Source organism: Synechococcus sp. WH 8109 (assembly GCF_000161795.2).
In the GTDB taxonomy this organism is placed as follows: Bacteria; Cyanobacteriota; Cyanobacteriia; order PCC-6307; family Cyanobiaceae; genus Parasynechococcus.
Genome location: NZ_CP006882.1, coordinates 363,153 through 386,845, shown reverse-complemented (window position 1 = coordinate 386,845; position 23,693 = coordinate 363,153). Strand labels below are relative to the sequence as shown.

The 23,693-nt window shown below is 61.5% G+C and carries 26 protein-coding genes and 1 tRNA gene; 20 read left to right on the top strand and 7 right to left on the bottom strand.

The genetic code is table 11. The features are described 5' to 3' along the window. The first annotated feature begins 41 nt into the window (after window positions 1–41). The 4 genes from Syncc8109_RS01965 to Syncc8109_RS01950 are packed head-to-tail and all read left to right on the top strand — an operon-like array spanning window position 42 to window position 2,516. Window positions 42–635: a chromophore lyase CpcT/CpeT gene (locus tag Syncc8109_RS01965; protein WP_006851825.1), complete on the top strand. Its 594-nt coding sequence runs from the start codon at window positions 42–44 to the stop codon at window positions 633–635. Further along, window positions 635–1,408 carry a HEAT repeat domain-containing protein gene (locus Syncc8109_RS01960; protein WP_006850646.1) on the top strand — a complete coding sequence of 258 codons (774 nt, stop codon included), beginning with the start codon at window positions 635–637 and terminating at the stop codon, window positions 1,406–1,408. The genes Syncc8109_RS01965 and Syncc8109_RS01960 overlap by 1 nt, the downstream gene beginning before the upstream one ends. Continuing rightward, window positions 1,408–2,040 carry a HEAT repeat domain-containing protein gene (locus Syncc8109_RS01955; RefSeq protein ID WP_006852086.1) on the top strand — a complete coding sequence of 211 codons (633 nt, stop codon included), beginning with the start codon at window positions 1,408–1,410 and terminating at the stop codon, window positions 2,038–2,040. The genes Syncc8109_RS01960 and Syncc8109_RS01955 overlap by 1 nt, the downstream gene beginning before the upstream one ends. Further along, complete coding sequence (locus Syncc8109_RS01950) at window positions 2,037–2,516, top strand: low molecular weight protein-tyrosine-phosphatase (RefSeq protein WP_006850607.1); 480 nt, start codon at window positions 2,037–2,039, stop codon at window positions 2,514–2,516. Before Syncc8109_RS01955 ends, Syncc8109_RS01950 begins: the two co-directional genes overlap by 4 nt. Here Syncc8109_RS01950 and Syncc8109_RS01945 read toward each other — a convergent pair. Together Syncc8109_RS01945 and Syncc8109_RS01940 are read right to left on the bottom strand one after the other, a co-directional pair. After that, window positions 2,500–3,951: a bifunctional pantoate--beta-alanine ligase/(d)CMP kinase gene (locus Syncc8109_RS01945; protein WP_232202482.1), complete on the bottom strand. Its 1,452-nt coding sequence runs from the start codon at window positions 3,949–3,951 to the stop codon at window positions 2,500–2,502. The two genes, Syncc8109_RS01950 and Syncc8109_RS01945, sit on opposite strands and share 17 nt — an antisense overlap. A gap of 62 nt (window positions 3,952–4,013) precedes the next feature. Next, on the bottom strand, window positions 4,014–4,553 hold the full coding sequence (locus Syncc8109_RS01940; protein ID WP_025362074.1) for a septal ring lytic transglycosylase RlpA family protein: 540 nt from the start codon (window positions 4,551–4,553) through the stop codon (window positions 4,014–4,016). 320 nt (window positions 4,554–4,873) lie between these two features. Between Syncc8109_RS01940 and purM the strand changes: the two genes are divergently transcribed. Both purM and Syncc8109_RS01930 read left to right on the top strand, forming a co-directional pair. Continuing rightward, on the top strand, window positions 4,874–5,911 hold the full coding sequence (purM, locus tag Syncc8109_RS01935) for a phosphoribosylformylglycinamidine cyclo-ligase (protein WP_025362073.1): 1,038 nt from the start codon (window positions 4,874–4,876) through the stop codon (window positions 5,909–5,911). Between the two features lie 119 nt (window positions 5,912–6,030). Then, the gene (locus tag Syncc8109_RS01930; RefSeq protein WP_006849732.1) at window positions 6,031–6,663 is read left to right on the top strand and encodes a hypothetical protein; all 633 of its coding nucleotides are present in this window, start codon (window positions 6,031–6,033) and stop codon (window positions 6,661–6,663) included. A 9-nt stretch (window positions 6,664–6,672) separates the two neighbouring features. Here Syncc8109_RS01930 and Syncc8109_RS01925 read toward each other — a convergent pair whose 3' ends face one another. Continuing rightward, window positions 6,673–7,689, bottom strand: a complete 1,017-nt coding sequence (locus Syncc8109_RS01925; protein ID WP_006850487.1) for an aldo/keto reductase — start codon at window positions 7,687–7,689, stop codon at window positions 6,673–6,675. Between Syncc8109_RS01925 and Syncc8109_RS12480 the strand changes: the two genes are divergently transcribed. Together Syncc8109_RS12480 and Syncc8109_RS01920 are read left to right on the top strand one after the other, a co-directional pair. Next, on the top strand, window positions 7,688–7,846 hold the full coding sequence (locus tag Syncc8109_RS12480; protein WP_006852127.1) for a hypothetical protein: 159 nt from the start codon (window positions 7,688–7,690) through the stop codon (window positions 7,844–7,846). The two genes, Syncc8109_RS01925 and Syncc8109_RS12480, sit on opposite strands and share 2 nt — an antisense overlap. After that, window positions 7,846–8,319, top strand: a complete 474-nt coding sequence (locus Syncc8109_RS01920) for a hypothetical protein (protein ID WP_232202438.1) — start codon at window positions 7,846–7,848, stop codon at window positions 8,317–8,319. The genes Syncc8109_RS12480 and Syncc8109_RS01920 overlap by 1 nt, the downstream gene beginning before the upstream one ends. An 11-nt stretch (window positions 8,320–8,330) precedes the next feature. Here the strand turns inward: Syncc8109_RS01920 and Syncc8109_RS01915 are convergent. Both Syncc8109_RS01915 and Syncc8109_RS12105 read right to left on the bottom strand, forming a co-directional pair. Then, window positions 8,331–8,401, bottom strand: a tRNA-Cys gene (locus tag Syncc8109_RS01915). Further along, window positions 8,381–8,521, bottom strand: a complete 141-nt coding sequence (locus Syncc8109_RS12105; RefSeq protein ID WP_006851188.1) for a hypothetical protein — start codon at window positions 8,519–8,521, stop codon at window positions 8,381–8,383. Before Syncc8109_RS12105 ends, Syncc8109_RS01915 begins: the two co-directional genes overlap by 21 nt. Here Syncc8109_RS12105 and Syncc8109_RS01910 point away from each other — a divergent pair. Further along, complete coding sequence (locus Syncc8109_RS01910; protein ID WP_369792015.1) at window positions 8,516–9,676, top strand: lipid-A-disaccharide synthase-related protein; 1,161 nt, start codon at window positions 8,516–8,518, stop codon at window positions 9,674–9,676. The genes Syncc8109_RS12105 and Syncc8109_RS01910 overlap by 6 nt on opposite strands. Window positions 9,677–9,695: 19 nt before the next feature. Next, window positions 9,696–9,953 carry a hypothetical protein gene (locus tag Syncc8109_RS01905; RefSeq protein WP_006850096.1) on the top strand — a complete coding sequence of 86 codons (258 nt, stop codon included), beginning with the start codon at window positions 9,696–9,698 and terminating at the stop codon, window positions 9,951–9,953. Window positions 9,954–9,962: 9 nt separating this feature from the next. On the opposite strand, the gene Syncc8109_RS01900 is transcribed toward Syncc8109_RS01905, so the two are convergent. Beyond that, on the bottom strand, window positions 9,963–10,607 hold the full coding sequence (locus Syncc8109_RS01900; protein ID WP_025362069.1) for a ribonuclease D: 645 nt from the start codon (window positions 10,605–10,607) through the stop codon (window positions 9,963–9,965). Between the two features lie 115 nt (window positions 10,608–10,722). Here Syncc8109_RS01900 and Syncc8109_RS01895 point away from each other — a divergent pair, with 115 nt between their 5' ends. The 3 genes from Syncc8109_RS01895 to Syncc8109_RS01885 are packed head-to-tail and all read left to right on the top strand — an operon-like array spanning window position 10,723 to window position 12,548. After that, window positions 10,723–11,106, top strand: a complete 384-nt coding sequence (locus tag Syncc8109_RS01895; protein WP_006851228.1) for a helix-turn-helix transcriptional regulator — start codon at window positions 10,723–10,725, stop codon at window positions 11,104–11,106. Between the two features lie 50 nt (window positions 11,107–11,156). Then, on the top strand, window positions 11,157–11,711 hold the full coding sequence (locus tag Syncc8109_RS01890) for a cofactor assembly of complex C subunit B (RefSeq protein ID WP_006850822.1): 555 nt from the start codon (window positions 11,157–11,159) through the stop codon (window positions 11,709–11,711). Window positions 11,712–11,714: 3 nt separating this feature from the next. Further along, window positions 11,715–12,548 carry a hypothetical protein gene (locus Syncc8109_RS01885; protein ID WP_006851987.1) on the top strand — a complete coding sequence of 278 codons (834 nt, stop codon included), beginning with the start codon at window positions 11,715–11,717 and terminating at the stop codon, window positions 12,546–12,548. On the opposite strand, the gene hemF is transcribed toward Syncc8109_RS01885, so the two are convergent. Further along, complete coding sequence (gene hemF, locus Syncc8109_RS01880; RefSeq protein WP_006850252.1) at window positions 12,545–13,633, bottom strand: oxygen-dependent coproporphyrinogen oxidase; 1,089 nt, start codon at window positions 13,631–13,633, stop codon at window positions 12,545–12,547. The two genes, Syncc8109_RS01885 and hemF, sit on opposite strands and share 4 nt — an antisense overlap. Window positions 13,634–13,748: 115 nt before the next feature. Here hemF and Syncc8109_RS01875 point away from each other — a divergent pair, with 115 nt between their 5' ends. The 7 genes from Syncc8109_RS01875 to ppc all read left to right on the top strand — a co-directional run bounded on the left by Syncc8109_RS01875 (window position 13,749) and on the right by ppc (window position 23,689). Next, the gene (locus tag Syncc8109_RS01875; protein WP_025362068.1) at window positions 13,749–14,825 is read left to right on the top strand and encodes an Mrp/NBP35 family ATP-binding protein; all 1,077 of its coding nucleotides are present in this window, start codon (window positions 13,749–13,751) and stop codon (window positions 14,823–14,825) included. Window positions 14,826–14,827: 2 nt separating this feature from the next. Beyond that, window positions 14,828–16,066: a rod shape-determining protein RodA gene (gene rodA, locus Syncc8109_RS01870; protein WP_025362067.1), complete on the top strand. Its 1,239-nt coding sequence runs from the start codon at window positions 14,828–14,830 to the stop codon at window positions 16,064–16,066. Next, window positions 16,063–17,412 carry a sensor histidine kinase KdpD gene (locus Syncc8109_RS01865; RefSeq protein ID WP_006850665.1) on the top strand — a complete coding sequence of 450 codons (1,350 nt, stop codon included), beginning with the start codon at window positions 16,063–16,065 and terminating at the stop codon, window positions 17,410–17,412. Before rodA ends, Syncc8109_RS01865 begins: the two co-directional genes overlap by 4 nt. Window positions 17,413–17,514: 102 nt before the next feature. Beyond that, on the top strand, window positions 17,515–17,946 hold the full coding sequence (locus Syncc8109_RS01860; protein ID WP_011363412.1) for a photosystem I reaction center subunit II PsaD: 432 nt from the start codon (window positions 17,515–17,517) through the stop codon (window positions 17,944–17,946). 60 nt (window positions 17,947–18,006) lie between these two features. Next, complete coding sequence (locus tag Syncc8109_RS01855; RefSeq protein WP_006850691.1) at window positions 18,007–19,524, top strand: anthranilate synthase component I; 1,518 nt, start codon at window positions 18,007–18,009, stop codon at window positions 19,522–19,524. Continuing rightward, a complete protein-coding gene (gene gshA, locus Syncc8109_RS01850) occupies window positions 19,521–20,663 on the top strand; it encodes a glutamate--cysteine ligase (protein WP_006850968.1) in 1,143 nt (380 codons plus the stop codon). The genes Syncc8109_RS01855 and gshA overlap by 4 nt, the downstream gene beginning before the upstream one ends. Next, entirely contained in the window at window positions 20,660–23,689 is a 3,030-nt protein-coding gene (ppc, locus tag Syncc8109_RS01845) for a phosphoenolpyruvate carboxylase (RefSeq protein WP_006851548.1), read from the top strand. Before gshA ends, ppc begins: the two co-directional genes overlap by 4 nt. Window positions 23,690–23,693: the final 4 nt, after the last annotated feature.

Sequence of the window (23,693 nt, the reverse complement as noted above, 5' to 3'; positions counted from 1 at the left end):
GGGCTTTTTTTATTGTTCTTTTTCGGCCCCATCAGAGCGCTGTGATCACCCCCAACATTCGGCGTTTTCTCAACCTGCTCTGTGGCGAATTCAGCAACCAGCAGCAAGCCTTCGACAACCCTCCCCTGTATGCCCACATCTTTTTGAGGTATCGCCCGCTCATACAGCTACGTCCAGGATCAATCCTGCTCGAGCAGACCTATGCCGTTGATCCAAAGCATCCCTACCGGTTGCGCATGATCCGCGCTGAAGAGCAGGCCTCCGGCGCCATCAAGCTTTGGAATCACATCTTTCGTGACCCGGAACGCTTCGCCGGAGCCACGTTTGATCCGCAACTACGCCTCGCCATTCAGGAGAGAGACCTGATCAGCCTGAATCAGTGCCACTACCAAGTGCTCGAACAGCCAGACGGCTACCACGGCGCAATTGAACCCGGATGCAAGTGCATCGTGCAACGGAATGGCGAAGACACTGTGCTGGTGAGCAGCTTTCACTTAGAGGGTGACTCACTTTCGACCCTCGATCGCGGCCATGACCCCGACACAAATGAGCGCTGCTGGGGCTCGGTGGCAGGCCCATTCCGGTTCAAGCGAACCCAAAGCTGGACGGCCGACATGGCAGCGGCCTGGGTGTGATGGAACCACTGAGTGAAACGCAGGTAATCAAGAACCTCCGCCAAACGAAGGATCCTTCGACGCAGTACTACGCCGCCTGGTGGCTGGGGAAGATGCGCAGCCAGCACCCTGATGCCATCCCTCTTCTGCTTAGAGCTCTTGAGGCACTGAATGCCGCGCCGATTGATCCAGAACAACGCGGTATCGCACTCAACGCGATCCGTGCTCTAGGTCTGCTCAGGGATACGAGAGCAGAAAAACCTCTTCTGGCGCTGCTGCACTCCAACGACTACACCGTGCGGGAGGAGGTGGTCCGCACGCTTGGTGCCATGGGCAGCTGTGGGGCTATTGAGGGCATTCGCGCTTTGCTGGCCAGTGGATTGCAAGGGGCAGGAGCTGAGCAACCTTCATCCCCCTTGCTCAACGAACCCTGTGAAGCGTTGCTGGAAGCCCTCGGTGACATTGGTGATGGCAGCAGCAGCAATCTCGCCGTGATTCAGCCGTTCACGGAACACCCGCGGCCATTGATCCGTTCAGCGGCCTGCCGAGCATTGCTGCAGCTGACCGGTCTTGATCAGTGGGGTACGGAACTGAAAAAGCTGCTGAACCATCCAGAACCCCTGGTGCGCCGTGGCGCGCTGCTCGACCTCGGAGCCACCGGCTGGCTCGCCGCCGTGCCCTCGATCCGCTCGGCTGCGGTGGAACCCAGCCTCAAGCTGGTTGCACTCCGAGAGGTGGCGGAACGCAACGACGACCCCAATGACGTTCTCGACGCAATGGACGGACTGCTCTGATGACCAGCACAGCATTGGACCAGGCGCTTCAGACTCTCGAGCGGGCCACCAGCACCCCAGAGCTAGTCAAAGCCACGCAAGCCCTTTGTGCACTGAACGACCTTGAGGCCGCCAAACCGCTCGTGAAGGTGCTGGGGTTCAACAATCCAGCGGTGGCAGCCGCAGCAACACAGGGGCTGATTCAACTGGGACGGGACATCGTTCCCATCCTTCTGGTGAGCCTGGATGACCGCAATTACGGCGCAAGGGCCTGGGTGATAAAGGTGATTGCCGCCTTGCGGGATCCACGAGGTCTTGACCTCCTGGAGCATGCCCTTCAGGCCGACATCGCTCCGAGCGTGCGGCGCTCCGCAACCCGTGGCCTGGCGGACTTGGAGCTAAGTGAAGACTCAGCGCACGATCAGCTTGAGCGCTGTTTCGAGGGACTACTCAAAGCCGTGCGAGACGACGAGTGGGTGGTGCGTTACGCAGCGGCCTACGGACTCGAGCAACGCTTGAACAGCGCAGCTTTGTCAGCGCACCTGGCCGAACAGGGCCGGGCTGCACTGCACCAGCTCGCATCGGATGCGGAAGGTGTAAGGGTGGTGCAGCTGCGGGCCCTGAAAGCCCTCCAACGCCTTAACGCCGGATGACCCAGAAACTGTTGTTCGTCTGCCTCGGCAACATCTGCCGCTCACCAGCGGCCGAAGGCGTCTTCCTGCACCTGCTTGAAGAGCGTGGCCTCAGTGATCAGTTCGTGGTGGATTCCGCCGGAACGGGCGGATGGCATGTGGGCAATCCGGCGGACCGACGCATGCAGACTGCCGCGAACCGTCGCGGCATTGAGCTGCCCAGCCGCGCACGACAGATCAGCCTCGACGATTTCTCGAGTTTCGATCTGGTGCTGACCATGGACACCGACAATCTCACGGCCGTCCAAGGACTGGCTCGCGAAGCCGGGCCAAGAGCAACGGCAAGCATCAAGCCCATGCTCAGCTATGCACGGAGATTCTCCGAAACGGAGGTACCGGATCCCTATTACGGGGGCGAGGCGGGCTTCGAGCATGTGCTCGATCTGCTCGAGGATGCCTGCGCCAACCTGCTCAACGAACTCAGCCCGCCGGCGTAGGCCAGACCTCTTCAGCCACCCGAGACCGGAACTGCCCCACCAGGGCATCGATCACAGCCTCAATGCTCATGCCATCGGTCACGAGCTCCACGGCATCGTCCGCCTGCACCAGAGGAGCCTCCTCACGGGTGCTGTCGAGGTGATCCCGTTCGGCAATCTGTGCTTCGAGCTCAGATCGCTCAGGCACCGGGAAGCCCCGCTGCTCCATATCCAGAGCCCGGCGCCGGGCCCGTTCGCCCACCGTGGCCGTGAGGAATACCTTCAGGTCAGCATCCGGGAAAACAGCGGTGCCGATGTCGCGGCCTTCTGCCACCAAGCCACCCTTGGCACCCATCGCTTTCTGTTGAGCGGTCAGCGCTTGCCTGACGCAACGGTGGGCGGCCACTGCCGAAACTGACGCTGTGATTTCCGGCGAGCGAATCGCGTCACTCACGTCCTGCCCATTGACCAACACCTGCTGGCTGCCACCGGGCAAGGTCTTCAGCTGGAGGTCGAGGTCGTTCAACAGCGGTTCAATTGACGCCGCATCCTGGGGCTCCACACCGTTCTGTTGCACCAACCAGGTCACCGAGCGGTACATCGCGCCGGTGTCGAGGTAGACCAGCCCCATCCGCTCAGCAAAAGCGCGAGTAACGGTGCTTTTGCCAGCACCGGCAGGGCCATCGATGGCAACAAGGGGCTGGCGGGTCATCAGGAAGACGTGATCAATCAAACGGGTCGTCCCGCAACGCACTGCCGCGGCCAACAGTGAGGTGGCCGTTTCAGAGCCACAGGGCTGAAGGGTGAAGGGGTCGACCCTCTCTACATACTCCACTTCAAGCCCTGCTTCACCGAGGATCTGACGCACCGAAGTCTCGGGATCGCTGGGATCGGCACGACGCAGTGCCTCCGGCAGAGCAGCGGCTCGAGCCCGATCAGCGGAGGACAGGTATTGGTTGCGGGAACTCAAGGCCAGACCATCAGGTTCACGAATGGTGGGAACGCCCTGCACCGCCACGCCCAAATCAAGTTCGGCTACGAGCCGGCGCAGGATCACCAGCTGCTGCCAGTCCTTTTCACCCAACCAAAGGCAAGACGGCTCCACCAACTGCAGCAGCCGGGCCACGACCGTGACCACACCATCAAAGTGACCGGGACGGGAAGCTCCACAAAGATGGGTCTGCAGGTCTGCAGGTGCTGAGCGCGACACCGCTGACTGACACCCACTTGGATAGATGGCATCGACACTCGGAGCCCAAAGGGCATGGGCGCCAGAGCATTCGGCTAAAAGCCGATCCGCTTCTAGCGTTCGCGGGTAGCGATCAAAGTCTTCAGCTGGACCGAATTGGAGTGGGTTAACAAACACACTCACCAGCACAGGACCCCGTGCCGCAGCGAGGCGGATCAGCTCACCATGACCCTGGTGCAACCCACCCATGGTGGGCACGAATTGCAGAGGTCCACAAAGGTTGGCCAGGAAGCGTTCCAGCTCGGCCTGGGTGGAGAGAACGACGCAGCTCAGCGCAGCACCTCAAGCATGACCTGGGCAATTCCAGAGGCAGTCAGTCCCAGATCAGAGGCGGCGCCATGGCCCAGGTCAATCACCCGGTGATCTATGAAAGGTCCGCGATCGTTAATGCGGATCACGGCTGTACGCCCGTTCCAGAGGTTGGTGACGCGCACTTTGGTTCCAAAGGGAAGAGAGCGGTGGGCCGCCGTCATCGTGCCGGGCTTGTAGATCTCACCGTTGGCGGTGAGGTTGCCATAAAAACCGGGGCCATACCAACTGGCCTCACCAGTGATGACCTTCACAACTTCTGGAACGACCTTCAGCTTCGGCTTGGGGAGTTCAGGGGAAGGAGGTGCAAGAACCGATCTGACCTCCGCCGGAGAAAGTATTGCCTGCAGCTCAGGGGCTTGGGGCTCGACCACCAGATCCAGAGGGTCAAGGGGCTCTGCACCGTTGACAGAGCGGAAATCGCTGGCCACAACAGGCAGGATGGCCGCACTGCCTGAGATCGCTCCGGAGAGCGTGGCCAAAGTCAGGAGGACTCGCATGCAGAGCGGCGTGGCCAAGGTCTTGGAACTGAGCTCGCAGTTCTCGGCCGTTGGCAGGCCTCACAAAAAATTATTTATCTGAACTTAAAAAAGGTGCTCTTGGAAAGAAACTGGGCGCCATCACCGCGATCGGCACAGCCTCTCAAGCCCGCCTCTTCCGCTAAACCGCGTGCCGACTGGCATATCAACACCGGAAAGCAAGTCCGCGGGCATAAGCCGAGAGAAAACAATCGATAAGCACGGCCAATCGGATACTGTGCCGACGGGTCAATCAGCACAGGCTCCGCGGCATTGCAGGATCAATGCATCGGATTCGTTCCATGGATTACAAGAGCGCTGGAGTTGACGTTGAGGCCGGGCGCGCGTTCGTGCAGCGCATCAAGGCGTCTGTGGAAGCCACCCACCGACCGGAGGTCATCGGCGGCCTTGGCGGTTTTGGCGGGCTGATGCGTCTTCCAGCCGGATTGCGTAAGCCCCTGCTGGTCTCAGGCACCGATGGCGTCGGAACCAAACTGGAGCTAGCCCAGGAGCATGGCAGCCATCACGGCGTGGGCATCGACCTGGTGGCGATGTGCGTCAACGACGTGATCACCTCAGGAGCCGCGCCGCTCTTCTTCCTGGATTACATGGCCACTGGGGCCTTAGCGCCATCGGCAATGGCCGAGGTCGTTGAAGGAATCGCGGATGGCTGCAGGCAGAGCGGCTGCGCCCTACTCGGCGGCGAAACGGCCGAGATGCCGGGGTTTTACCCGAAGGGGCGCTACGACCTCGCCGGCTTTTGTGTGGCCGTCGTCGAAGAAGACGAGCTCATTGACGGCCAGCCCATCCAGCCTGGCGACAGCGTGATCGGTGTGGCCAGCAGCGGCGTGCACAGCAACGGCTTCAGCCTGGTACGCAAGGTGCTGGAGAAGGCCAACGCAAATGCGAACACTCTTTATGGCGACGACCAGCGCCCTCTAATCGGCGATCTGCTGGCGCCAACAACCCTGTATGCCGAACTGGTGCAGCACCTGCTGCAGAGCGGATGCGAGCTCCACGGTATGGCCCACATCACCGGCGGAGGACTCCCGGAAAACCTCCCGCGCTGCCTGCCGGACGGCTGCTCTGCGCGCATCGATGCCTCCAGCTGGACAAGGCCACCCCTGTTCCGATGGCTGCAGGAGGCCGGAGACATTCCCGAAAGGGACCTTTGGCACACGTTCAACCTTGGAATCGGTTTCTGCCTGGTGGTGCCGGCGGGAAGCGAGGCCGCTGTGATCGAGCATTGCCGCGGCAAGAACCATCGGGCTTGGGTGATTGGCAAAGTGACCTCCAACACCCCAGGCAGCGCCGCTGTTCTGGAAGGTGTTCCCACCTGATTGCGTCAGTTTCAGTAGTGTTTGATGCAGTCGAGCACTGGCCCAGAAGGGATCGAATAAGCTGCTTATAAGCACATTGGAAACCTTTCCGATAGCGGCGTCAATACATCTTTTTTTCAATGCCTTTTGATAAGCCCCAGCGCATTACGCGCCGTCGATCGTCTGCAGGTCCTGTTCCTCCAAGGCGTCCTTTGCCTTCAGGCCAGGACAGGCAACAGGGCTACAGGCAGGGTCCACGACCAACTTTTCTCACGCTCCGGGATCACGGCAAGGTGTTCGTGGCCGACATGCCCCACCTTTCGGATGGGCAACTGGCTCACATCGGCAAGGAAGCCCAGGAGGTTTTGGAAAGCCTCGAACGGCGGATTCAAGACATGGAGCAGGAGCTCAGTCACGGTCCTCAGGAGCGCGACACCCTGATCAAAGCGTCCACCAAGCGCGACGTAACGCGCAGGTTCATCCGCGCCATTCAGGACGAGCAGGAGCATCGCCAGAACAACCCCGCTCTGAGGAGCGCTGCTGGCGAATCGCTTCCGCGAACCTTTCTTGAGGTCGCCCGGCATCGACTACCTGGGGCAACCTTTGATTCCTTGCTGCAGGAAGCCCTCGCCGCCTGTGCCCAGCAACAGGACACTCCCCCAGCCCCCACTCGCCTGGACCCCTCGCAGGACAAAGTCGTTCCGATTCGCAATGACGGCGACAGCCTCCCGGTGGTGGTGAGTCCAGCCCCTGAATCCGCCTCGGAGGCCTGAGCACAACACTCAGCGGCTCTGGAAGGGATTGGCTGGCATCCGTTCGCTGCAATGGAGCCGGGCCTCATCCAACCGCTGAAACTCCTGCGGTGACAATGACCACTGCAGTGCAGCGGCGACATCCCTGGCCTGCTCTGGAGTTCGCAGCCCCGGAATCGGCGTTGTGCCAAGAGCTCTGCACCAGTTCAAAGCGACTTGAACCATCGATGCCCCGCGATCGATCGCGATGGCCTGCATCGCACTGCGCAACTCAAGACTTGCCGGAAGGAGGCGCTGGAACAGGCGTTGTCTCAACCAGGTGACAGGACGCCTCTCCTCAGACCCGGGGGCACAACCCAGCACGCCGAAAGCCAGAGGGCTGTAGGCCAACACCTCCACGCCAAGCTCCCTGCTGACGGCAATCAACTCGCGCATTTGATCATCCGCAGGTGCCAAGAGCGAACACTGCACCTGAACGCTGCGCAGGGAAACGCCCCTCTCCAACAGACGGCGATGGATCAACACCAGGCGTTGGGGGCCCAGGTTGGACAGGCCCAACTCCTCAACCCGGCCAGACAGAACGAGCTCAGCCAAGCCATCAAGAAGGCCTGTCTCCTGCCAGGGTGCGTAGCGCGCTGTGCTCCAGTGCAACTGCACCCGCCGAAGCTGCCCCTTGAGCCGCGTTTGACTGGCCTCAAAGGCGGCATCAAAGCCCCGACGCCCCCATCGCCAGGGGAATGGGGCCAACTTCGTGGCCACCATCAACTGAGATCGGCGCAGGGCTGGCAACTCGGCCATGAAGTCGCCAAGCAACGCTTCACTGCGTCCATTCAGGCTCCCCGTTCCATAGGAATCCGCCGTGTCGATCAAGTTGAGCCCAGAGCTGAGGGCCTGACGAAACGTGGCACGAAGTCGAGCGTCGTCGCGCAGGGCGTCGTATCCCCAAACCGCCTTGTTGCCCCATGCCCAGGTGCCGAAACCGATGCTGCTCAACAGGGCGATGCTGCTGCGAGCCATGATCGCCACCAGCTCGTCCCGTTGCGTCATGACCGCATCCCCCGCACAGGAACCTGCGAGATCGACCGATCAACCCGTGGAGAGATCGACTGCCGATGCGGAGCGCATCCTCTGCAACCACTGCCGCAGAACCGCCAGCAATGGCATTCGCTGCCTGGGCATGTGCGTTGCCGACAGCGATTACTGATGATTCATCTCTGGATGGCGCCACTGCTGCTTGTCGTGCCGGCAACGGTCAATCCAGCCCAGGCTTTTAACCGTCTGGAGCACAGGCCTGAGCATTGCCGCCTCGTCGTCGGTGGGCGTTCTTTGGCCTGCGAGCGCCTGAAGATCAGCGCGAACGGAAGCCGTGGACTGCGGCTTCGATTCATCGGAGACGATCAAAAAACGGGGGGCAGCTACCAGTTGAGCTTCGTCAGTCTTGATGGAGATCAAAGCAGTCCGCTCGGCTGCGACAACTCAGACTGCCGCGTGGATTCACGCCGCTTGAGTGCAACCCTGCTCAGCACATCATGGGTTCGCTTTGATGCCAGAGGCCTCCCCAAAGGCCTCCCTGCAACCCGCATAGCCCAGGGGCGTCGCTGGATTGATGCGGACACCATGAGCTGCGAGAGTCACTCACGCAACGTTGCCGGAATGAGCGCGGAGGCTCAACTGTGATGAGGATTCAAAGGCGGCACCCAGATTCGAACTGGGGATAAAGGATTTGCAATCCTCTGCCTTACCACTTGGCCATGCCGCCGCCCGGGAACAGCCGTCCCCATCGGGGGATCGTATCAGCCATGCCCCTGGCTCTCTGCTGTTTCTCTGCAACGGCCACGGCGAAGACCTGATCACCCTCCGGATCATCCAGGCCGTGCATCGGCGCGCACCTCGACGCCCCCTGACCGTGCTTCCTCTGGTGGGTGCCGGACGTGTGTTTGATGCTGCAGTTCAGCAGGGATGGCTGACACGCCTGGGGCCAAAAGCAGCCCTGCCCAGTGGTGGCTTCAGCAACCAAAGCCTGAGAGGACTTCTGGCAGACATCAGGGCTGGGCTCCCCAGTCTGAGCTGGAGTCAATGGCAGTTGGTACGCCGCCTGGGACATGAGCGCCAATCCATCGTTGCTGTGGGTGATTTGCTGCCACTGCTGATGGCCTGGAGCAGTGGCGCCCCCTTCGGCTTCATCGGCACTCCGAAAAGCGACTACACCTGGCTCAGCGGTCCCGGACGGGCCAAAAGCGACTGCTACCACCGGCTCAAAGGCAGTGAGTGGGATCCCTGGGAATGGCGCCTGATGCGCTCGCGCCGCTGTCAACTGGTGGCCATGCGTGATCGGCTCACGGCCCGAGGTTTGCAACGCAAGGGCGTGGGCGCCCTTGCGCCGGGCAATCCGATGATGGATGGCCTTCAAGTCCAACCGCTGCCATCGGCCCTGGAACGCTGCCGCCGAGTGCTCCTACTCTGCGGAAGTCGCATGCCAGAGGCCCAGCGCAACCTGCAGCGGTTAGTTCGTGGTGCCATGGCGCTGCCCGGCCGTGTGCCGACGGCACTGCTCGTGGCCGTGGGCGCCCAACCCGATGCAGAGGCCCTGAGCCACAGCCTTGAACAACTGGGGTTTCGACGCAGCCTTCCACCTTCGGACCAACTGGGTGCCGAAGCTTGCTGGGTGAAAGAAGCCTGCCTGGTGCTGATCGGGCGAGGTTGCTTTGACCAATGGGCCGGCTGGGCAGAAGCCGGCATCGCCACCGCCGGAACGGCGACGGAACAACTGGTGGGCCTGGGCATTCCGGCCCTGTCCCTACCGGGACCAGGACCGCAATTCAAGCCGGGCTTCGCCCGCCGTCAGAGCCGCCTGCTGGGGGGAGCGGTTCGTCCCTGCTCTGATGAATCCGAACTCACTAGACGGCTCGAAGTTCTCCTGGCTAACCCGGCACTCCGCTCCCACCTGGGACGGATCGGGTCGCAGCGGATGGGGCCAGCAGGGGGAAGTGATCAGCTGGCACAACTGATCCTGGATCGCTTCAACGGATACTAAAGATCCCCGGTTGGTTGCGATGGCCGCGATTCAAGACCCCACTCTCGTCAAACTTTGTGCCCAGTTGGCGAGTCGACTGAGCATCAGCCTTGCTAGTGCCCGACGCCAGGTGGAACAGGCCGCGGCCCGAGAAGGCCATCGCGATGTGGAGGGACGGCGAGCAATGGCTGAATCCATGCTGGCCGCCCTCGACAAGGACAACGGTGACCACGCCCGTCAGCTGGACGCGTTGCTCGAGAACAGCGAAGGCGACGGCAACTTCATGCTGGAAGACTGAGCTCCAGCCTCAGTGCTCAAAGATCTGGTGAAAGCGCAGCCGATCCAGCTCGGCAACCACCGGAACGCATTGAAAGCAGCGTTGTGCTAGATCCCAGCGTCCTTCCCGCCGCAACATCTTCTCCAGGCGCTCGCGGGCTGGAAGCAAGTAGCGCACATCGTTGGCGGCATAGGCCAGCTGAGCATCCGTGAGTTCGTCCACCCGGCCCCAGTCACTGCTCTGGGCGCCCTTGTCCAGCTCAACGCCGACCAATTCCATCACCAGATCCTTGAGGCCATGGCGGGGGGTGTATGTGCGGCCGAGCCGACTGCCGACCTTGGTGCAGAACACGGGGTTCACTTCGATCCCCAAACCGGCGGCAAGCGCAGCCACATCGAAACGGGCGAAGTGAAACACCTTCTCCACCGTGGGCGCCTCAAGCAGGCGCTTGAGATTCGGTGCCTCGGTCTGGCCCAGGCCAATGCGGACGCAGGCCACACGGTCCTCGGCGTCGGCGATCTGAACCAGGCAAAGCCGATCACGCCCATGGATCAGCCCCATCGCTTCGGTGTCAACAGCAAGCCGCGGGGACTGCAGGTAGCGCTCCGTCCAAGCTGCATCGAGATCGCGATCAAAGACGGCGAATTCCGCTGGGGATGACGACTTCTCAGCCATGACTTCAGGAAGGGATAGGGCCAGTGTGGCCAACCACCTCCACAGCAAGTCTCAAGACTCTCCTCTTGAATCTCGAAATTAGATCGCTTTTGATTGGTGAAGTCGTCCCGCGCCTGTGTTCTCTCGCAGAAAGCCTTCGCGCACCTGTCTGGCAGACATCGAGCAGTACTTCCATCAGCCGCCTCCGCAATTCCTCGACCTGGAGCTGGCTGTCTGCTGGATCCTCGAGTGCTTGCTCAAAAACGACAATTACCCCTCCGGACTCCTACAGAAACTGATCCGGGAGGAGCCTCAACTGCGGCTATCTGAAACCGTGCTGCAACAGGCCCTGGAGTTCCTTGAGCAACAGGGCTCGATCAGCAGCTACACCCAACGCTGCCCGAGTCGCGGACGGCCACGGCGCATGCTGCACCTTGAATCCGATGCACGCGGCGAAGCCGAGCGACTGATGCAGCCCTGGCGCAGCTGGCTGAACTCCCACCGGTTCGCCTTGAACTAAGCGATTCAGCCAGCGCAAGGCTTAAAAAGGTTGAACACCACCGGGATGCCATGCCTGCAGGATTCCAATCCACCCTCCTGCTGACTGTTCTGCTGGCGATTGGTCTGGTCTTCTTTCTGCGTGCAGCCAGCAAGGACCGAACCACGGTGGTGGACGTGATGTCCCCCCAACCCCCCATCACCGTGCTTAACGGGCTCAGCACTTGGCTGGAAGACCGCGGCTGGAGCCGGGATGGCGGCGATGCTGAGCGCCAGGTGCTCCGCTTCAAGGGAAAAGTGGCCTCCAGCCAACCCCTTGCGGTGTTGCTGTCAGTGCTGGCGGCCATTGGCTCCGCCTGCTTCGGTCTGGTCCTGCGTCAGCTGGCACCCCAACTGCACTGGTGGCCTCTGCTGCTGATCGGCCTCGGTCCTCTGGCGGGAGCTGTTTACACGCGGCGGGCCGCTCGCACAGAAGCACTTGAACTGCAACTCCTTCCTGCTCCCGAGGGAGACGGCAGCACAATTCGTCTGCGGGCTCATCGGGACGAATTGATCGCCATCGAACTGGAACTGGCCGAGACCCTGCAACTCGCCAGTGAGGGATCCCTGCTCTCCTCCCCCATCTGAACCATGCGTCTGCCGGTCTGGATGCGACGGCGTCGCTTTGCCTCAGGGCTTGCCATCACAGGCCTGTCACTGGCAACCCTGGCGATGACCAAGGCTGCGGAACAGCACAACTGGCTTGGCACAGCCGAGCCCAGCAAAAAAACAGCACCGAAACAGCCAGACCCCTGCCCCTCGCCAGACACCCCAGATCCCCTGCTAGGCCCACGCACAAAGAAACCCGGGAGCTGGGTCGGGAGAAGCCCTGTGCAAAGCAACCTGCCAATCGTCGTCATGGCAGGACATGCCGACTCTCAGGGCACCGCCAGTCCAGGAACCCCTGGATATGCCGTGGATCAGCAGAAGCGACCGCCGATGCAACCGAGCATTCGCGATGAGCTGTTCTGGAACCGCAAAGTTCAGACCGCTGTAGTGAGCCAAGGCCAGGCCCGTGGCTTGAACATCCGTGCCTACACCCCGCCGTCAATCAGCATCGCGAACGATGACGACCCCAGCACCAACTGGTCGAAGGCCAAGGTCTTTTCGGAGCGTGGTGAATACGTTCTGGAGATCCATTTCGATGCCTACCGGCCCCATGGCTTCGGCTCCGGCCTGATTCCGGTACTCCCAAATGTGCGTGAACTGAATGTCGTCGATGAAAGCCTGGCCCAGGCATTTGGGCGCTACCCACGCTTGTTCCGCGGAGGCCTTGGCGGTCCGCGGCGCGGCATCGGAATACTTGAAATCGCCATGCTTGAGCCCCCTCTCGAGACGAAACTGAGGGATCCACGCTCAAGGAAGCACACGTTGAATTGCCTGGCCGAGCGCGTGGTGAACGCGCTCTTTCAAAGCATCAGTTAATTGATCGCTCCATGGGGGCGGCAGCGCTCATCCAGCGAGGCATCACCGAGCCAGTCCTGCGGCTTGGTGAACAGTTCGGTCAGCAGGGCCTCCCGTGATCCAGCCTCGGCGGTGTAGCCGTACTCCCAACGCACCAGCGGGGGCAGAGACATCAGAATCGACTCCGTGCGTCCATTGGTCTGCAGGCCGAAGATCGTGCCGCGGTCCCAGACCAGGTTGAACTCCACATAACGGCCTCGGCGATAGAGCTGAAAGTCCCTTTCGCGATCGCCATAGGCCATCGGGTGGCGCTTCTCCACGATGGGGGCGTAGGCGGGCAAGAAGGCTCTGCCATTGGCCTGCCCCAAGGAGAACAGCTGCTCCCAGCTCAACGGCCGAGCTCCCAAACGAGCTGACACCTGAGCCGCAGGCCCGGAGGGATCCTGACCCTTGTAGAGGGTGCCGTTGGCGTCTTGGTAGTCGTAAAAGATGCCGCCAACGCCGCGGGTTTCACCACGGTGCTTCAAATAGAAATATTCATCGCACCAAGGCTTAAACACCTTGTGCAGATCCGGATGAACCGAATCACAGGCCGCCTGATGGGTGCGATGGAAAAGACGGGCATCGTCAAGGAACGGGTAGTAGGGCGTGAGGTCGGCACCGCCGCCGAACCACCACACCGGGCCAGCCTCGAAATAGCGGTAATTGAGGTGAACCGTCGGGATGTAGGGGTTGCGCGGATGCAGAACCATCGAGGTCCCCGTGGCGAACCAGGGATGCCCCTTCGCCTCAGGACGCTGCTTGAGGATCGACGGGGGCAGTTCTTCGCCTTGAACCTCGGAGAAATTCACGCCGCCCTGTTCAAAGACGCGGCCCTCACGCATCACCCGGGAGCGCCCCCCACCCCCTTCGGACCTGACCCAACTCTCTTCAGCGAAGAGACCTTCACCGTCGAGGGCTTCTAGGCCCGCACAGATTTCGTCCTGCAGCCCCATAACCATCGCCCGAGCCCGCTCTCTGGAATCGCTGGGGGGCAACTCAAGGGGAGCTTTGCTGACACCCACGTCCTGGCGTCCAAGGACGCGGCGAATCAGGGAGCGGACCATGTGTCAGAGACTGAAGACATCGAAACCTAACCAGGCCACCCCAGGCCTGGACAAGCATCCGTCAGGGACTGTCACGGGCGGCGCCCCTAGGATCCAGCTTGCCTTGATGAAACGGATGACCCCGGTCGAGCAGGCCAACCAAGCCCTCCAGCAAGTCAAAGATGCCGGCAGTGGCAAAACGGCCCTGGAGCTCGGCTGGATCGAACAGATCCGCATCACCCCGCCGCGGGCTGTGTTTCGCCTCAGCCTTCCTGGCTTCGCCCAAAGCCAGCGTGACCGAATCGTGGCCGAAGCACGGGGCGCTCTGATGGCGCTCGATGGCATTGACGACGTTCAGATCGAGATCGGCCAACCGCCAAGCCAAGGGGGCATTGGCCAGGCCGGCCATGGTCAGCCGGCGGAACGCCAGTCGATCCCCGGCGTCCGCCAGGTGATTGCAGTGAGCAGCGGCAAGGGCGGCGTCGGCAAGAGCACCGTCGCGGTCAATCTGGCCTGCGCCCTCGCCCAGACCGGGCTGCGGGTCGGACTTCTGGACGCCGATATCTACGGGCCGAACGCACCCACCATGCTGGGCGTCGCTGACCAAACACCTGAGGTGCAGGGCAGCGGCGATCAGCAGCGGATTGTCCCGATCGAGACCTGCGGCATCGCCATGGTGTCGATGGGTCTACTGATCGACGATCACCAACCTGTGATCTGGCGCGGTCCGATGCTCAACGGCATCATTCGGCAGTTCCTGTATCAGGCCGAATGGGGTAAGCGGGACATTCTCATCGTTGATCTGCCACCGGGCACCGGTGATGCACAGCTCTCCCTGGCCCAGGCGGTGCCGATGGCGGGCGTTGTGATCGTGACCACACCACAACAGGTGTCGCTGCAGGATGCGCGAAGGGGTCTCGCCATGTTCCGGCAGATGGGCATTCCCGTTCTGGGCGTGGTGGAGAACATGAGCGCCTTCATTCCTCCGGACCGTCCCGACTGCCGCTACGCCCTCTTCGGCAGTGGCGGCGGCGCCCAACTGGCCGCCGACTATGACGTTCCCCTGCTGGCTCAGATCCCCATGGAAATGCCCGTGCAGGAAGGCGGTGACACGGGACGACCGATCGTGATCAACCGCAGCGACTCCGCCAGCGCCGCCGAGTTCAAAGGCCTTGCTGAAGCGGTACTCAAGGCAGTCACCCAGCCCGTCTGACGATGTTCAGCCGACGTGACCGCCACAGATCGCACCGGGAGTGGGTGCTCTGGGGTGTTCCGCTCGGGATGATCGCCATCGCCGGGGTGCTGATCGCCAGCACCCAACGCCAGGCGGACTATGCCGACTGGTACCACCACTGGATCACCGCAGCCTTCGGAGTGCTGCTGGCGCTGGGACTGGAACGGCTGCCGCTGCAGCGTCTCCGGCCTCTTTTGGTTCCCGTTTACGTCCTCACGGTGATCAGCCTGGTGGCGGTGCGCGTTATTGGAACCACAGCGCTGGGCGCCCAACGCTGGATCAGCATTGGCGGGGTTCATGTTCAGCCATCGGAATTCGCCAAGATTGCGGCGATCCTGCTCGTGGCAGCAGTCTTGTCGCGACACCCGGTGGAACGACCGGTTGATCTGATGCGCCCTCTCGGGGTGATTGCAGTGCCTTGGCTGCTGGTGTTCATCCAGCCTGATCTCGGCACATCGCTTGTGTTCGGAGCCCTGATGCTCACGATGCTCTATTGGTCTGGGATGCCGGTCGAGTGGGTGATTCTGTGGTTGTCACCGCTGGTGACGGCCCTGCTCTCAGGCCTTCTCCCCTGGGCCATGGCCCTCTGGATCCCGCTGATGGGAGTTCTCGCGTACCGCTCCCTGCCCTGGAAACGTTTGGCAGCTACAGCAACCCTGGCCATCCACGGCGCCATGGCTGCTGTGACGCCATGGCTCTGGATACATGGTTTGAAGGACTATCAACGGGACCGTTTGGTGCTGTTCCTCGACCCCAGTCAGGATCCATTGGGCGGGGGCTATCACCTACTCCAGAGCACCGTTGGCATCGGTTCAGGCGGCGTCTTGGGCACAGGTCTTCTTCAAGGACAACTGACCAAGCTTCGTTTCATCCCTGAACAGCACACCGATTTCATCTTCAGCGCCCTGGGCGAGGAAACCGGTTTTATTGGCTGCCTTCTGGTGGTTCTTGGATTTGCCGCCTTGATGGCACGGTTGCTCCAGATCGCGCGCAATGCCCGCACCGACTTCGAATCACTAGTGGTGATCGGGATCGGCACGATGCTGATGTTCCAGGTGGTGGTAAACATCTTCATGACCATCGGCCTGGGCCCCGTCACAGGAATTCCCCTGCCCTTCCTCAGTTATGGGCGCTCAGCCATGGTGGTGAACTTCATCGCGCTCGGCCTCTGCCTGTCGGTGGTCCGGCAAAGCCGTCGCTCCTTGGCGCACCTCCGTTGACCGGCCCCTCCTTCACAGACCTGCGACAACGGCTGGCACAGGACGTGCCCCAGGGCCGCTGCGATGAGATTGGTGTCCGGCGGCTTTGGTGGGCTGCTCTGGAAACCCTGCAACAGGACCTGCTTGAGCGCGGCCTGGAACGCGGCATCTGGCTGGCTGCCCCCCTGCCAGCTCTCTACGAACCGGAGTTACTGAAACATCTGCAGGGATGGGTGTGGGCTCCAGATCAACTGGATCAACTGAGTCCGCATCCAACAGCACTGCCGGGACGGTCCAGCAGCAATGAGCCCGGTTACTTGCGGGGATTCCAACGCTTGTCCCTAGGCCCCGACGACGGGGATGACCCACTGCTGCTGGTGATCACACCCGAGGTCCAGGTGGCCCTTGCCCTACATGGACCGGCCCAGAAGCGTCAGTTGCTGATGCGATGCGACCCAGCAACGCTCAGTGATGTGCTGGTGCAGCTGGGGGGCCGGCTGGAGCACCAGTCACCAACGCAGGCCGAGCAGCTGCGCAAAGCGCTCGAATCGATCGGCTCCCTGCAGAGCAATGCAGCCTGGTCAGAACAGTTCTGGCCCCGTCTCACGGAGCGGCTCACCGGCACAGCCCCTGGGCTGATGCTGCAACCCATCCAGGCTGATCGCCCACCGGAAGTGCCCAGCCATGGAGATCTGAATTTGCTGGAAGCGATCACCCATGAGGTGCGAACCCCGCTGGCCACGATCCGAACATTGATTCGCTCTCTGCTACGGCGGAAGGATCTGGCTGATGTCGTTGTGAATCGCTTGCGGCAGATCGATGTGGAATGCAGCGAGCAGATCGATCGATTTGGCCTGATCTTCCATGCCGCTGAACTGCAACGGGAGCCCAACGAGGCCAATCTGGCCCGCACGGATTTGCAGGCCATGCTGAGCGCCCTTGCACCCAGCTGGACGGAACAGCTGGACCGTCGCGGAATCGCCCTGGAGCTGGATCTCAGCGCTGACCTGCCAGCGATCCTCAGTGACTCCCGGCGACTGGAACCGATGCTGGGGGGGCTGATCGACCGCAGCACCAGGGGGCTCCCCTCCGGCAGTCAGCTCACGCTTCACCTCCAGGCAGCGGGTCCGCGGGTGAAGCTTCAGCTGCATGTGGAGCATCCCTACAGAAGCCAGGCCGCGGAGGCCGGCAAGTCTCCCCAGCGCGAGGACGTAGGCACCGTCCTGAGCTGGGATCCCAGCACAGGAAGCCTGCAGTTAAGCCAGGATGCGACTCGCCAGATGATGGCCAGCCTGGGAGGCCGCTATCAGCCCAGGCGCGACCGCGACATCACCGTTTTTTTTCCGGTGCATACGCCCAGAGAGTGATGGGTTTGTTGACGGGTGTGAAGCTTGCTGTCGGAGCTCAAACCAGGCCGCAATGACGGTGCTACTTTCCAGCCATAACGGCTCTTGTGGATTCTTTCAGCCATGGCAGCAACGGCGTTGAACGGTCAACTTCCCCAGCACATCGCCAGCACTGGCGGCCTTCTGAATTCAGCGGAGACTGAAGAAAAATACGCAATCACCTGGACCAGCAAAACAGAGCAGGCTTTTGAGCTACCTACTGGTGGCGCCGCTCTGATGAATTCAGGCGAGAACCTGATGTATTTCGCTCGCAAGGAACAGTGCCTCGCCCTCGGCACTCAGCTGCGCACGAAATTCAAGCCCAGGATCGAGGACTACAAGATTTACCGGATCTACCCCGGTGGTGACACCGAGTTCCTGCATCCCAAGGATGGTGTGTTCTCCGAAAAGGTGAACGAAGGTCGTCCCATGGTGGGCCACAACCCCCGTCGCATTGGCCAGAACGTGAACCCGGCCAACATCAAGTTCAGCGGCCGGAACACCTTCGACGCCTGATCTCTCAAAACCGACGCCCGGAGGTCATGATCTCCGGGTCCCGGCTGCGATGATCAGGTCATGTTCAGTCCCGATCGCGACGCCTTTCATCAGGCTGTTTGCAGTGGTGCCAACCTGATTCCTCTGGCTCAGAGTTGGCCTGCAGATCTTGAAACACCCCTCACCACCTGGATCAAGGTGGGTGATGGAAGGCCTCCAGGCGTGCTGCTGGAGTCTGTAGAGGGTGGTGAAACCTTGGGGCGTTGGAGCGTGATCGCATGCGATCCGCTTTGGACGGCGTCAGCGCGCAATGATCGTCTGACGCGCACCTGGCGAGATGGTCGTGAAGAGAGCTTCAACGGCAATCCGTTCGCATCCCTGCGCGACATCCTCGAGCCTTACTCCTGCGTCAACCTGCCGGGCCTCCCTCCGCTTGGGCAGCTCTATGGCGTTTGGGGTTACGAATTGATCCAGTGGATCGAACCCACCGTCGCCGTTCATCCCCGCGCTGCTGCAGATCCCCCGGATGGGATCTGGATGTTGATGGACGCGATCCTGATCTTTGATCAGGTGAAACGACAGATCACCGCTGTCGCCTTCGGCGACCTCTCCAACGGAGCGGATGAGGAACAGGCCTGGCAAACCGCTATCGGACGTATTGAGGCCCTGCGCCAGCGAATGGACGCACCTCTGCCCGCCGTCAAACCACTGACCTGGGACGCGAGAAGCAAAGAGCTTCCCGCGGTGCGCTCCAACCGCAGCCGCGATGAATTCGAAGCCGCCGTCGACACCGCCAAAGAACACATCGCAGCCGGCGATGTGTTCCAACTGGTAATCAGTCAGCGCTTAGAAACCGAGGTGCCCCAATCGCCCCTGGAGCTGTACCGCAGTTTGCGGATGGTGAATCCTTCCCCGTATATGGCGTTCTTCGACTTTGGGGACTGGCAACTGATTGGCTCCAGTCCGGAGGTGATGGTTCAAGCCGAACCCGCTGCTGATGGCATCCACGCCAGCCTTCGCCCCATCGCCGGAACACGGCCCCGCGGCGCCACGCCCGTGGAAGACCGCGAACTGGAAGCTGACCTGCTGGCCGACCCGAAGGAAAGAGCTGAGCACGTGATGCTTGTTGATCTGGGCCGCAACGACCTCGGCAGGGTCTGTCAGCCCGGAAGCGTGGCAGTGCAAGACCTGATGGTGATCGAGCGCTATTCCCACGTGATGCACATCGTCAGCCAAGTCGAAGGACGCCTGGGGCCAACGCACGACGTGTGGGATCTGCTGATGGCGGCGTTCCCCGCCGGCACCGTCAGCGGCGCGCCGAAAATCCGGGCGATGCAACTCATCCACGAGCTTGAGCCCGATGCCCGTGGCCCCTATTCCGGGGTGTACGGATCCGTTGATCTGGCCGGGGCCCTCAACACGGCGATCACGATCCGAACTATGCTGGTACAACCCCGTGATAGCGGGGGATGCCGAGTGAAAGTACAGGCCGGAGCCGGCGTTGTGGCCGATTCACAACCGACGGCGGAGTTTGAGGAGACCCTCAACAAAGCCAGGGGAATGCTGACCGCACTGGCGTGCCTGAATCCACCGGGATGACAGCGCACCCCCTTCTGCTGAAAGGCTTCGAGGTTGAACTGTTCACCGGTCGAAGCAAAGGAACCAACGTGGGCGTCGCCCCCGACGTTGCCAGGGACCTCCCTGGCTTCGTGACGGAACCGGACCGTCGCAACCTCGAATACGTCACCGACCCGATCCGGGATTACGCCCAACTGCCCGAGGCGCTACTGGCTCCTCGGCGGACGCTGCGGCGGTGGCTGCAGAAGCGGGAGCTAACGCTTCTCCCCGGCAGCACCATGAGCCTGGGTGACAGCAGCCGCTTCGAACGCTCCGACCCGGAGAACGCGTATCACGCGCTGATTGAACAGCTGTATGGCACCAAGGTCGTGACAGCCAGCATCCATATCAACCTCGGGATCACCGATCTCAACTGGTTGTTTGCAGCGGTCCGGCTCGTGCGCTGCGAAGCGGCTCTGCTGCTTGCCCTGAGTGCAAGTTCCCCCTTCTTGGATGGGCGGAGCACCAGCCACCACTCCCAGCGATGGCATCAATTCCCGCTCACGCCGGCTGCGGTTCCTCTCTTTAGAGATCACAAGCACTACATCGAGTGGGTGGAGGAGCAGCTGGCCACGGGTGCCATGCGCAACGAACGCCACCTGTGGACATCGGTTCGGCCCAATGGTCCGCGGCGCCCCTACGACCTCAACCGGTTGGAATTAAGGATCTGTGATCTGGTCACCAATCCCGATCAGCTGCTGGCGATCACCTGTCTGCTGGAGCTGCGGCTGCTGGCCCTCAAAAACAACATCGAAATCCTCGATCCACTCAGCAGCAGTTCGCTGAGCGCCAGTGAACTGGTCCAGCTCGCCGAAAGCAACGATGCCGCCGTGGCCCGATCCAGCCTGAATGCTGAACTCCGGCATTGGCAGGATGGCCGTGCCATCAACTGCAAAGACTGGCTGCTGGAGCTGATTGGTCAGCTGACTCCCCTCGCCGAATCGCTCCAGCTCAGGTCCTGCTTGAAGCCCTTGGATTCCCTGCTTGTCCATGGCAATCAGGCCATGCTCTGGGAAGCGGCCCATAGACAGGGCCAATCCATCGAGAACCTACTTCAGGAAGGTATTCAGCGGATGGAGGAGGAGGAACGGATCTCCACCGGGGAAGCCTGTTTGGGATGATCATGTCGAGTTCGTCGCAGCGTGGAGACTTCATGCCCGAGTCCACCACCCCTGTCTCCGAGCAAGAGACTGCACGCTTGAGCGGTGGCGGATCCGGTGCAGGACAGCTTCTTCAGAACCGCCTGGACCTGATTGAAGACCTCTGGAAGTCGGTGCTGCGCAGCGAGTGCCCACCGGAGCAGAGCGAACGACTGCTGAGGCTCAAACAACTCAGCGACCCCGTCTCTTTAGAAGGGCGAGATGGCGACAGCACGAGCGAGGCGATCGTCGAGCTGATCAAGGCCATGGACCTTTCGGAGGCCATCTCCGCGGCCCGTGCCTTTTCGCTGTATTTCCAGCTCATCAACATCCTTGAGCAACGGATCGAGGAAGACAGCTATCTGGACAGCTTGAGACCCAATTCCAGTGCTGACGAAGCCCAACGGGACGCCTTTGATCCCTTCGCCCCGCCCCTCGCCAACCAGACCGATCCAGCCACCTTTGGAGAGGTGTTCGAGCGGCTGCGGCGGATGAATGTCCCCCCCGCTCAGGTGGAACAACTGCTGCGGGAACTAGACATCCGGCTGGTCTTCACCGCGCACCCCACGGAGATCGTGCGGCACACGGTGCGGCACAAGCAGAGGCGAGTGGCCAACTTGCTCCAGCAGCTTCAATCAGACGCCCCTCTGGCGCATCAGCTGCGTGAGGAATGCCGCGACCAACTGGAGGAGGAAATCCGCCTGTGGTGGCGAACCGATGAACTCCACCAGTTCAAGCCCACCGTGATCGATGAGGTGGATTCAACCTTGCACTATTTCCAGCAGGTGTTGTTTGACGCGATGCCGCAACTGCGCAGAAGGCTGATCTCCTCCCTGCATCGCCACTACCCCGATGTGCAGGTCCCCCAAGCGTCGTTCTGCACCTTCGGCTCCTGGGTGGGCTCCGATCGGGACGGCAATCCTTCAGTCACACCAGAGATCACCTGGCGCACGGCCTGTTATCAGCGTCAGTTGATGCTGGAGCTGTACATCAGTTCTGTGCAGTCGCTCCGGCAGCAGCTGAGCATCTCCATGCAATGGAGTCAGGTGGCTCCATCACTGCTGGAGTCGCTGGAGATGGATCGGCTCCGATTCCCGGAGATCTACGAGCGCAGAGCAGCGCGATACCGACTAGAGCCCTACCGGCTAAAGCTCTGCTACGTGCTCGAAAAACTGGAGCGCACCCTCGCCCGCAACAACCAACTGTCGGAAGCGGGCTGGCAGATGCCCTGTGAGGCTCTGACGGATCCCCAGGTCGGGCTTAGCGGAGCTGAGGTTCTCCACTACACCTCGGTGGACCAGTTCCGTAGTGACCTGGAGTTGGTGCGCAACAGCCTCGTCAGCACCGAACTGAGCTGCGAACAGCTCGACACCCTGCTGCACCAGGTGCACATCTTTGGGTTCTCACTGGCCAGCCTGGACATCCGTCAGGAGAGCACCCGCCACAGCGATGCCATCGATGAACTGACCCGCAGCCTTGAACTGCCCCAGGCCTATGGGGACATGAATGAGACGGAGCGGATGGCATGGCTCCTGCAGGAACTGCAGACCCGTCGGCCCCTGATCCCGCCTGCCGCCAGCTGGTCGGCAGCAACAGCCGAGACGCTGGCGGTGTTCCGAATGCTGCAGCGCCTCCAGGAGGAGTTCGGTCCGCGGATCTGCAACTCCTACGTGATCTCCATGAGCCACACGGCATCGGATCTCTTGGAGGTCCTGCTGCTGGCCAAGGAGGCGGGTCTTGTAGACCCGCCCAAGAAACGGGCCTCCCTGTTGGTGGTGCCGCTGTTCGAAACCGTGGAGGATCTCCAACGAGCCCCTGAGGTAATGGAGGGACTGTTCAAGACGCCGCTTTACCGCGAACTCCTCCCCGTTGTGGGGCAGCAAAAGCAGCCGCTACAGGAGCTGATGCTGGGCTACTCCGACAGCAACAAGGATTCCGGCTTCCTCTCCAGCAACTGGGAGATTCATCAGGCTCAGATCGCCCTTCAGGAACTCGCTAGCCGCCAGGATGTGGCGCTTCGCCTCTTCCACGGCCGCGGTGGATCCGTCAGTCGTGGTGGTGGGCCGGCCTACCAGGCAATCCTGGCTCAACCCAGCGGAACACTGCAGGGCCGGATCAAAATCACCGAACAGGGTGAAGTGCTGGCCTCGAAGTACAGCCTGCCCGAGTTGGCGCTCTACAACCTGGAGACCGTCACCACGGCCGTGGTGCAGAACAGCCTGGTGACCAACCAGCTTGATGCGACACCCAGCTGGAACCAGCTGATGAGTCGCCTTGCCACCCGCTCACGGGAGCATTACCGGGCTCTGGTTCACGACAATCCCGATCTGGTGGCGTTTTTCCAGCAGGTCACACCGATCGAGGAAATCAGCAAGCTGCAGATCTCCAGTCGTCCAGCCCGACGCAAAACCGGCGCCAAGGACCTCTCCAGCCTGCGGGCCATTCCCTGGGTCTTCGGCTGGACCCAGAGTCGGTTCCTTTTGCCGAGCTGGTTTGGCTTCGGCACGGCGCTGTCGGAAGAAGTGGGTGGCGACTCCGAACAACTCGACCTGCTGCGGCGCCTCCATCAACGTTGGCCGTTCTTCCGGATGCTCATTTCCAAGGTCGAAATGACCCTCTCCAAAGTGGATCTCGACCTGGCTCATCACTACATGAACAGCCTGGGGCACCCCGAACAGCGGGAAGCCTTTGAAGCGATCTTCCAGGTAATCGCCAAGGAATACGAACTCACCCGCCAATTGGTTCTTGAAATCACGGGGCAAAACCGACTGCTGGGCGCTGACCAAGGGCTTCAGCTGTCTGTTGATTTGCGCAACCGCACCATTGTTCCCCTTGGCTTCCTGCAGGTTGCGCTGCTGAGGCGGCTGCGGGATCAGAACCGGCAACCGCCCATGAGTGAGACGGCAGGCGCCCCCGAGGACACCCGCACCTACAGCCGCAGTGAACTGCTGCGGGGGGCCTTGCTCACCCTCAACGGCATTGCAGCTGGCATGCGCAACACCGGCTGATCCA

What these genes read in the sequence shown, in the direction of transcription:
- Syncc8109_RS01960 (WP_006850646.1), top strand. Translation starts at nt 635, where the DNA reads ATGGAACCACTGAGTGAAACGCAGGTAATCAAGAACCTCCGCCAAACG.
- Syncc8109_RS01955 (WP_006852086.1), top strand. Translation starts at nt 1,408, where the DNA reads ATGACCAGCACAGCATTGGACCAGGCGCTTCAGACTCTCGAGCGGGCC.
- Syncc8109_RS01950 (WP_006850607.1), top strand. Translation starts at nt 2,037, where the DNA reads ATGACCCAGAAACTGTTGTTCGTCTGCCTCGGCAACATCTGCCGCTCA.
- Syncc8109_RS01940 (WP_025362074.1), bottom strand. Translation starts at nt 4,553, where the DNA reads ATGCGAGTCCTCCTGACTTTGGCCACGCTCTCCGGAGCGATCTCAGGC.
- purM (WP_025362073.1), top strand. Translation starts at nt 4,874, where the DNA reads ATGGATTACAAGAGCGCTGGAGTTGACGTTGAGGCCGGGCGCGCGTTC.
- Syncc8109_RS01930 (WP_006849732.1), top strand. Translation starts at nt 6,031, where the DNA reads ATGCCTTTTGATAAGCCCCAGCGCATTACGCGCCGTCGATCGTCTGCA.
- Syncc8109_RS12480 (WP_006852127.1), top strand. Translation starts at nt 7,688, where the DNA reads ATGACCGCATCCCCCGCACAGGAACCTGCGAGATCGACCGATCAACCC.
- Syncc8109_RS01925 (WP_006850487.1), bottom strand. Translation starts at nt 7,689, where the DNA reads ATGACGCAACGGGACGAGCTGGTGGCGATCATGGCTCGCAGCAGCATC.
- Syncc8109_RS01920 (WP_232202438.1), top strand. Translation starts at nt 7,846, where the DNA reads ATGATTCATCTCTGGATGGCGCCACTGCTGCTTGTCGTGCCGGCAACG.
- Syncc8109_RS12105 (WP_006851188.1), bottom strand. Translation starts at nt 8,521, where the DNA reads ATGCACGGCCTGGATGATCCGGAGGGTGATCAGGTCTTCGCCGTGGCC.
- Syncc8109_RS01905 (WP_006850096.1), top strand. Translation starts at nt 9,696, where the DNA reads ATGGCCGCGATTCAAGACCCCACTCTCGTCAAACTTTGTGCCCAGTTG.
- Syncc8109_RS01900 (WP_025362069.1), bottom strand. Translation starts at nt 10,607, where the DNA reads ATGGCTGAGAAGTCGTCATCCCCAGCGGAATTCGCCGTCTTTGATCGC.
- Syncc8109_RS01890 (WP_006850822.1), top strand. Translation starts at nt 11,157, where the DNA reads ATGCCTGCAGGATTCCAATCCACCCTCCTGCTGACTGTTCTGCTGGCG.
- Syncc8109_RS01885 (WP_006851987.1), top strand. Translation starts at nt 11,715, where the DNA reads ATGCGTCTGCCGGTCTGGATGCGACGGCGTCGCTTTGCCTCAGGGCTT.
- hemF (WP_006850252.1), bottom strand. Translation starts at nt 13,633, where the DNA reads ATGGTCCGCTCCCTGATTCGCCGCGTCCTTGGACGCCAGGACGTGGGT.
- Syncc8109_RS01875 (WP_025362068.1), top strand. Translation starts at nt 13,749, where the DNA reads ATGACCCCGGTCGAGCAGGCCAACCAAGCCCTCCAGCAAGTCAAAGAT.
- rodA (WP_025362067.1), top strand. Translation starts at nt 14,828, where the DNA reads ATGTTCAGCCGACGTGACCGCCACAGATCGCACCGGGAGTGGGTGCTC.
- Syncc8109_RS01860 (WP_011363412.1), top strand. Translation starts at nt 17,515, where the DNA reads ATGGCAGCAACGGCGTTGAACGGTCAACTTCCCCAGCACATCGCCAGC.
- Syncc8109_RS01855 (WP_006850691.1), top strand. Translation starts at nt 18,007, where the DNA reads ATGTTCAGTCCCGATCGCGACGCCTTTCATCAGGCTGTTTGCAGTGGT.
- gshA (WP_006850968.1), top strand. Translation starts at nt 19,521, where the DNA reads ATGACAGCGCACCCCCTTCTGCTGAAAGGCTTCGAGGTTGAACTGTTC.
- ppc (WP_006851548.1), top strand. Translation starts at nt 20,660, where the DNA reads ATGATCATGTCGAGTTCGTCGCAGCGTGGAGACTTCATGCCCGAGTCC.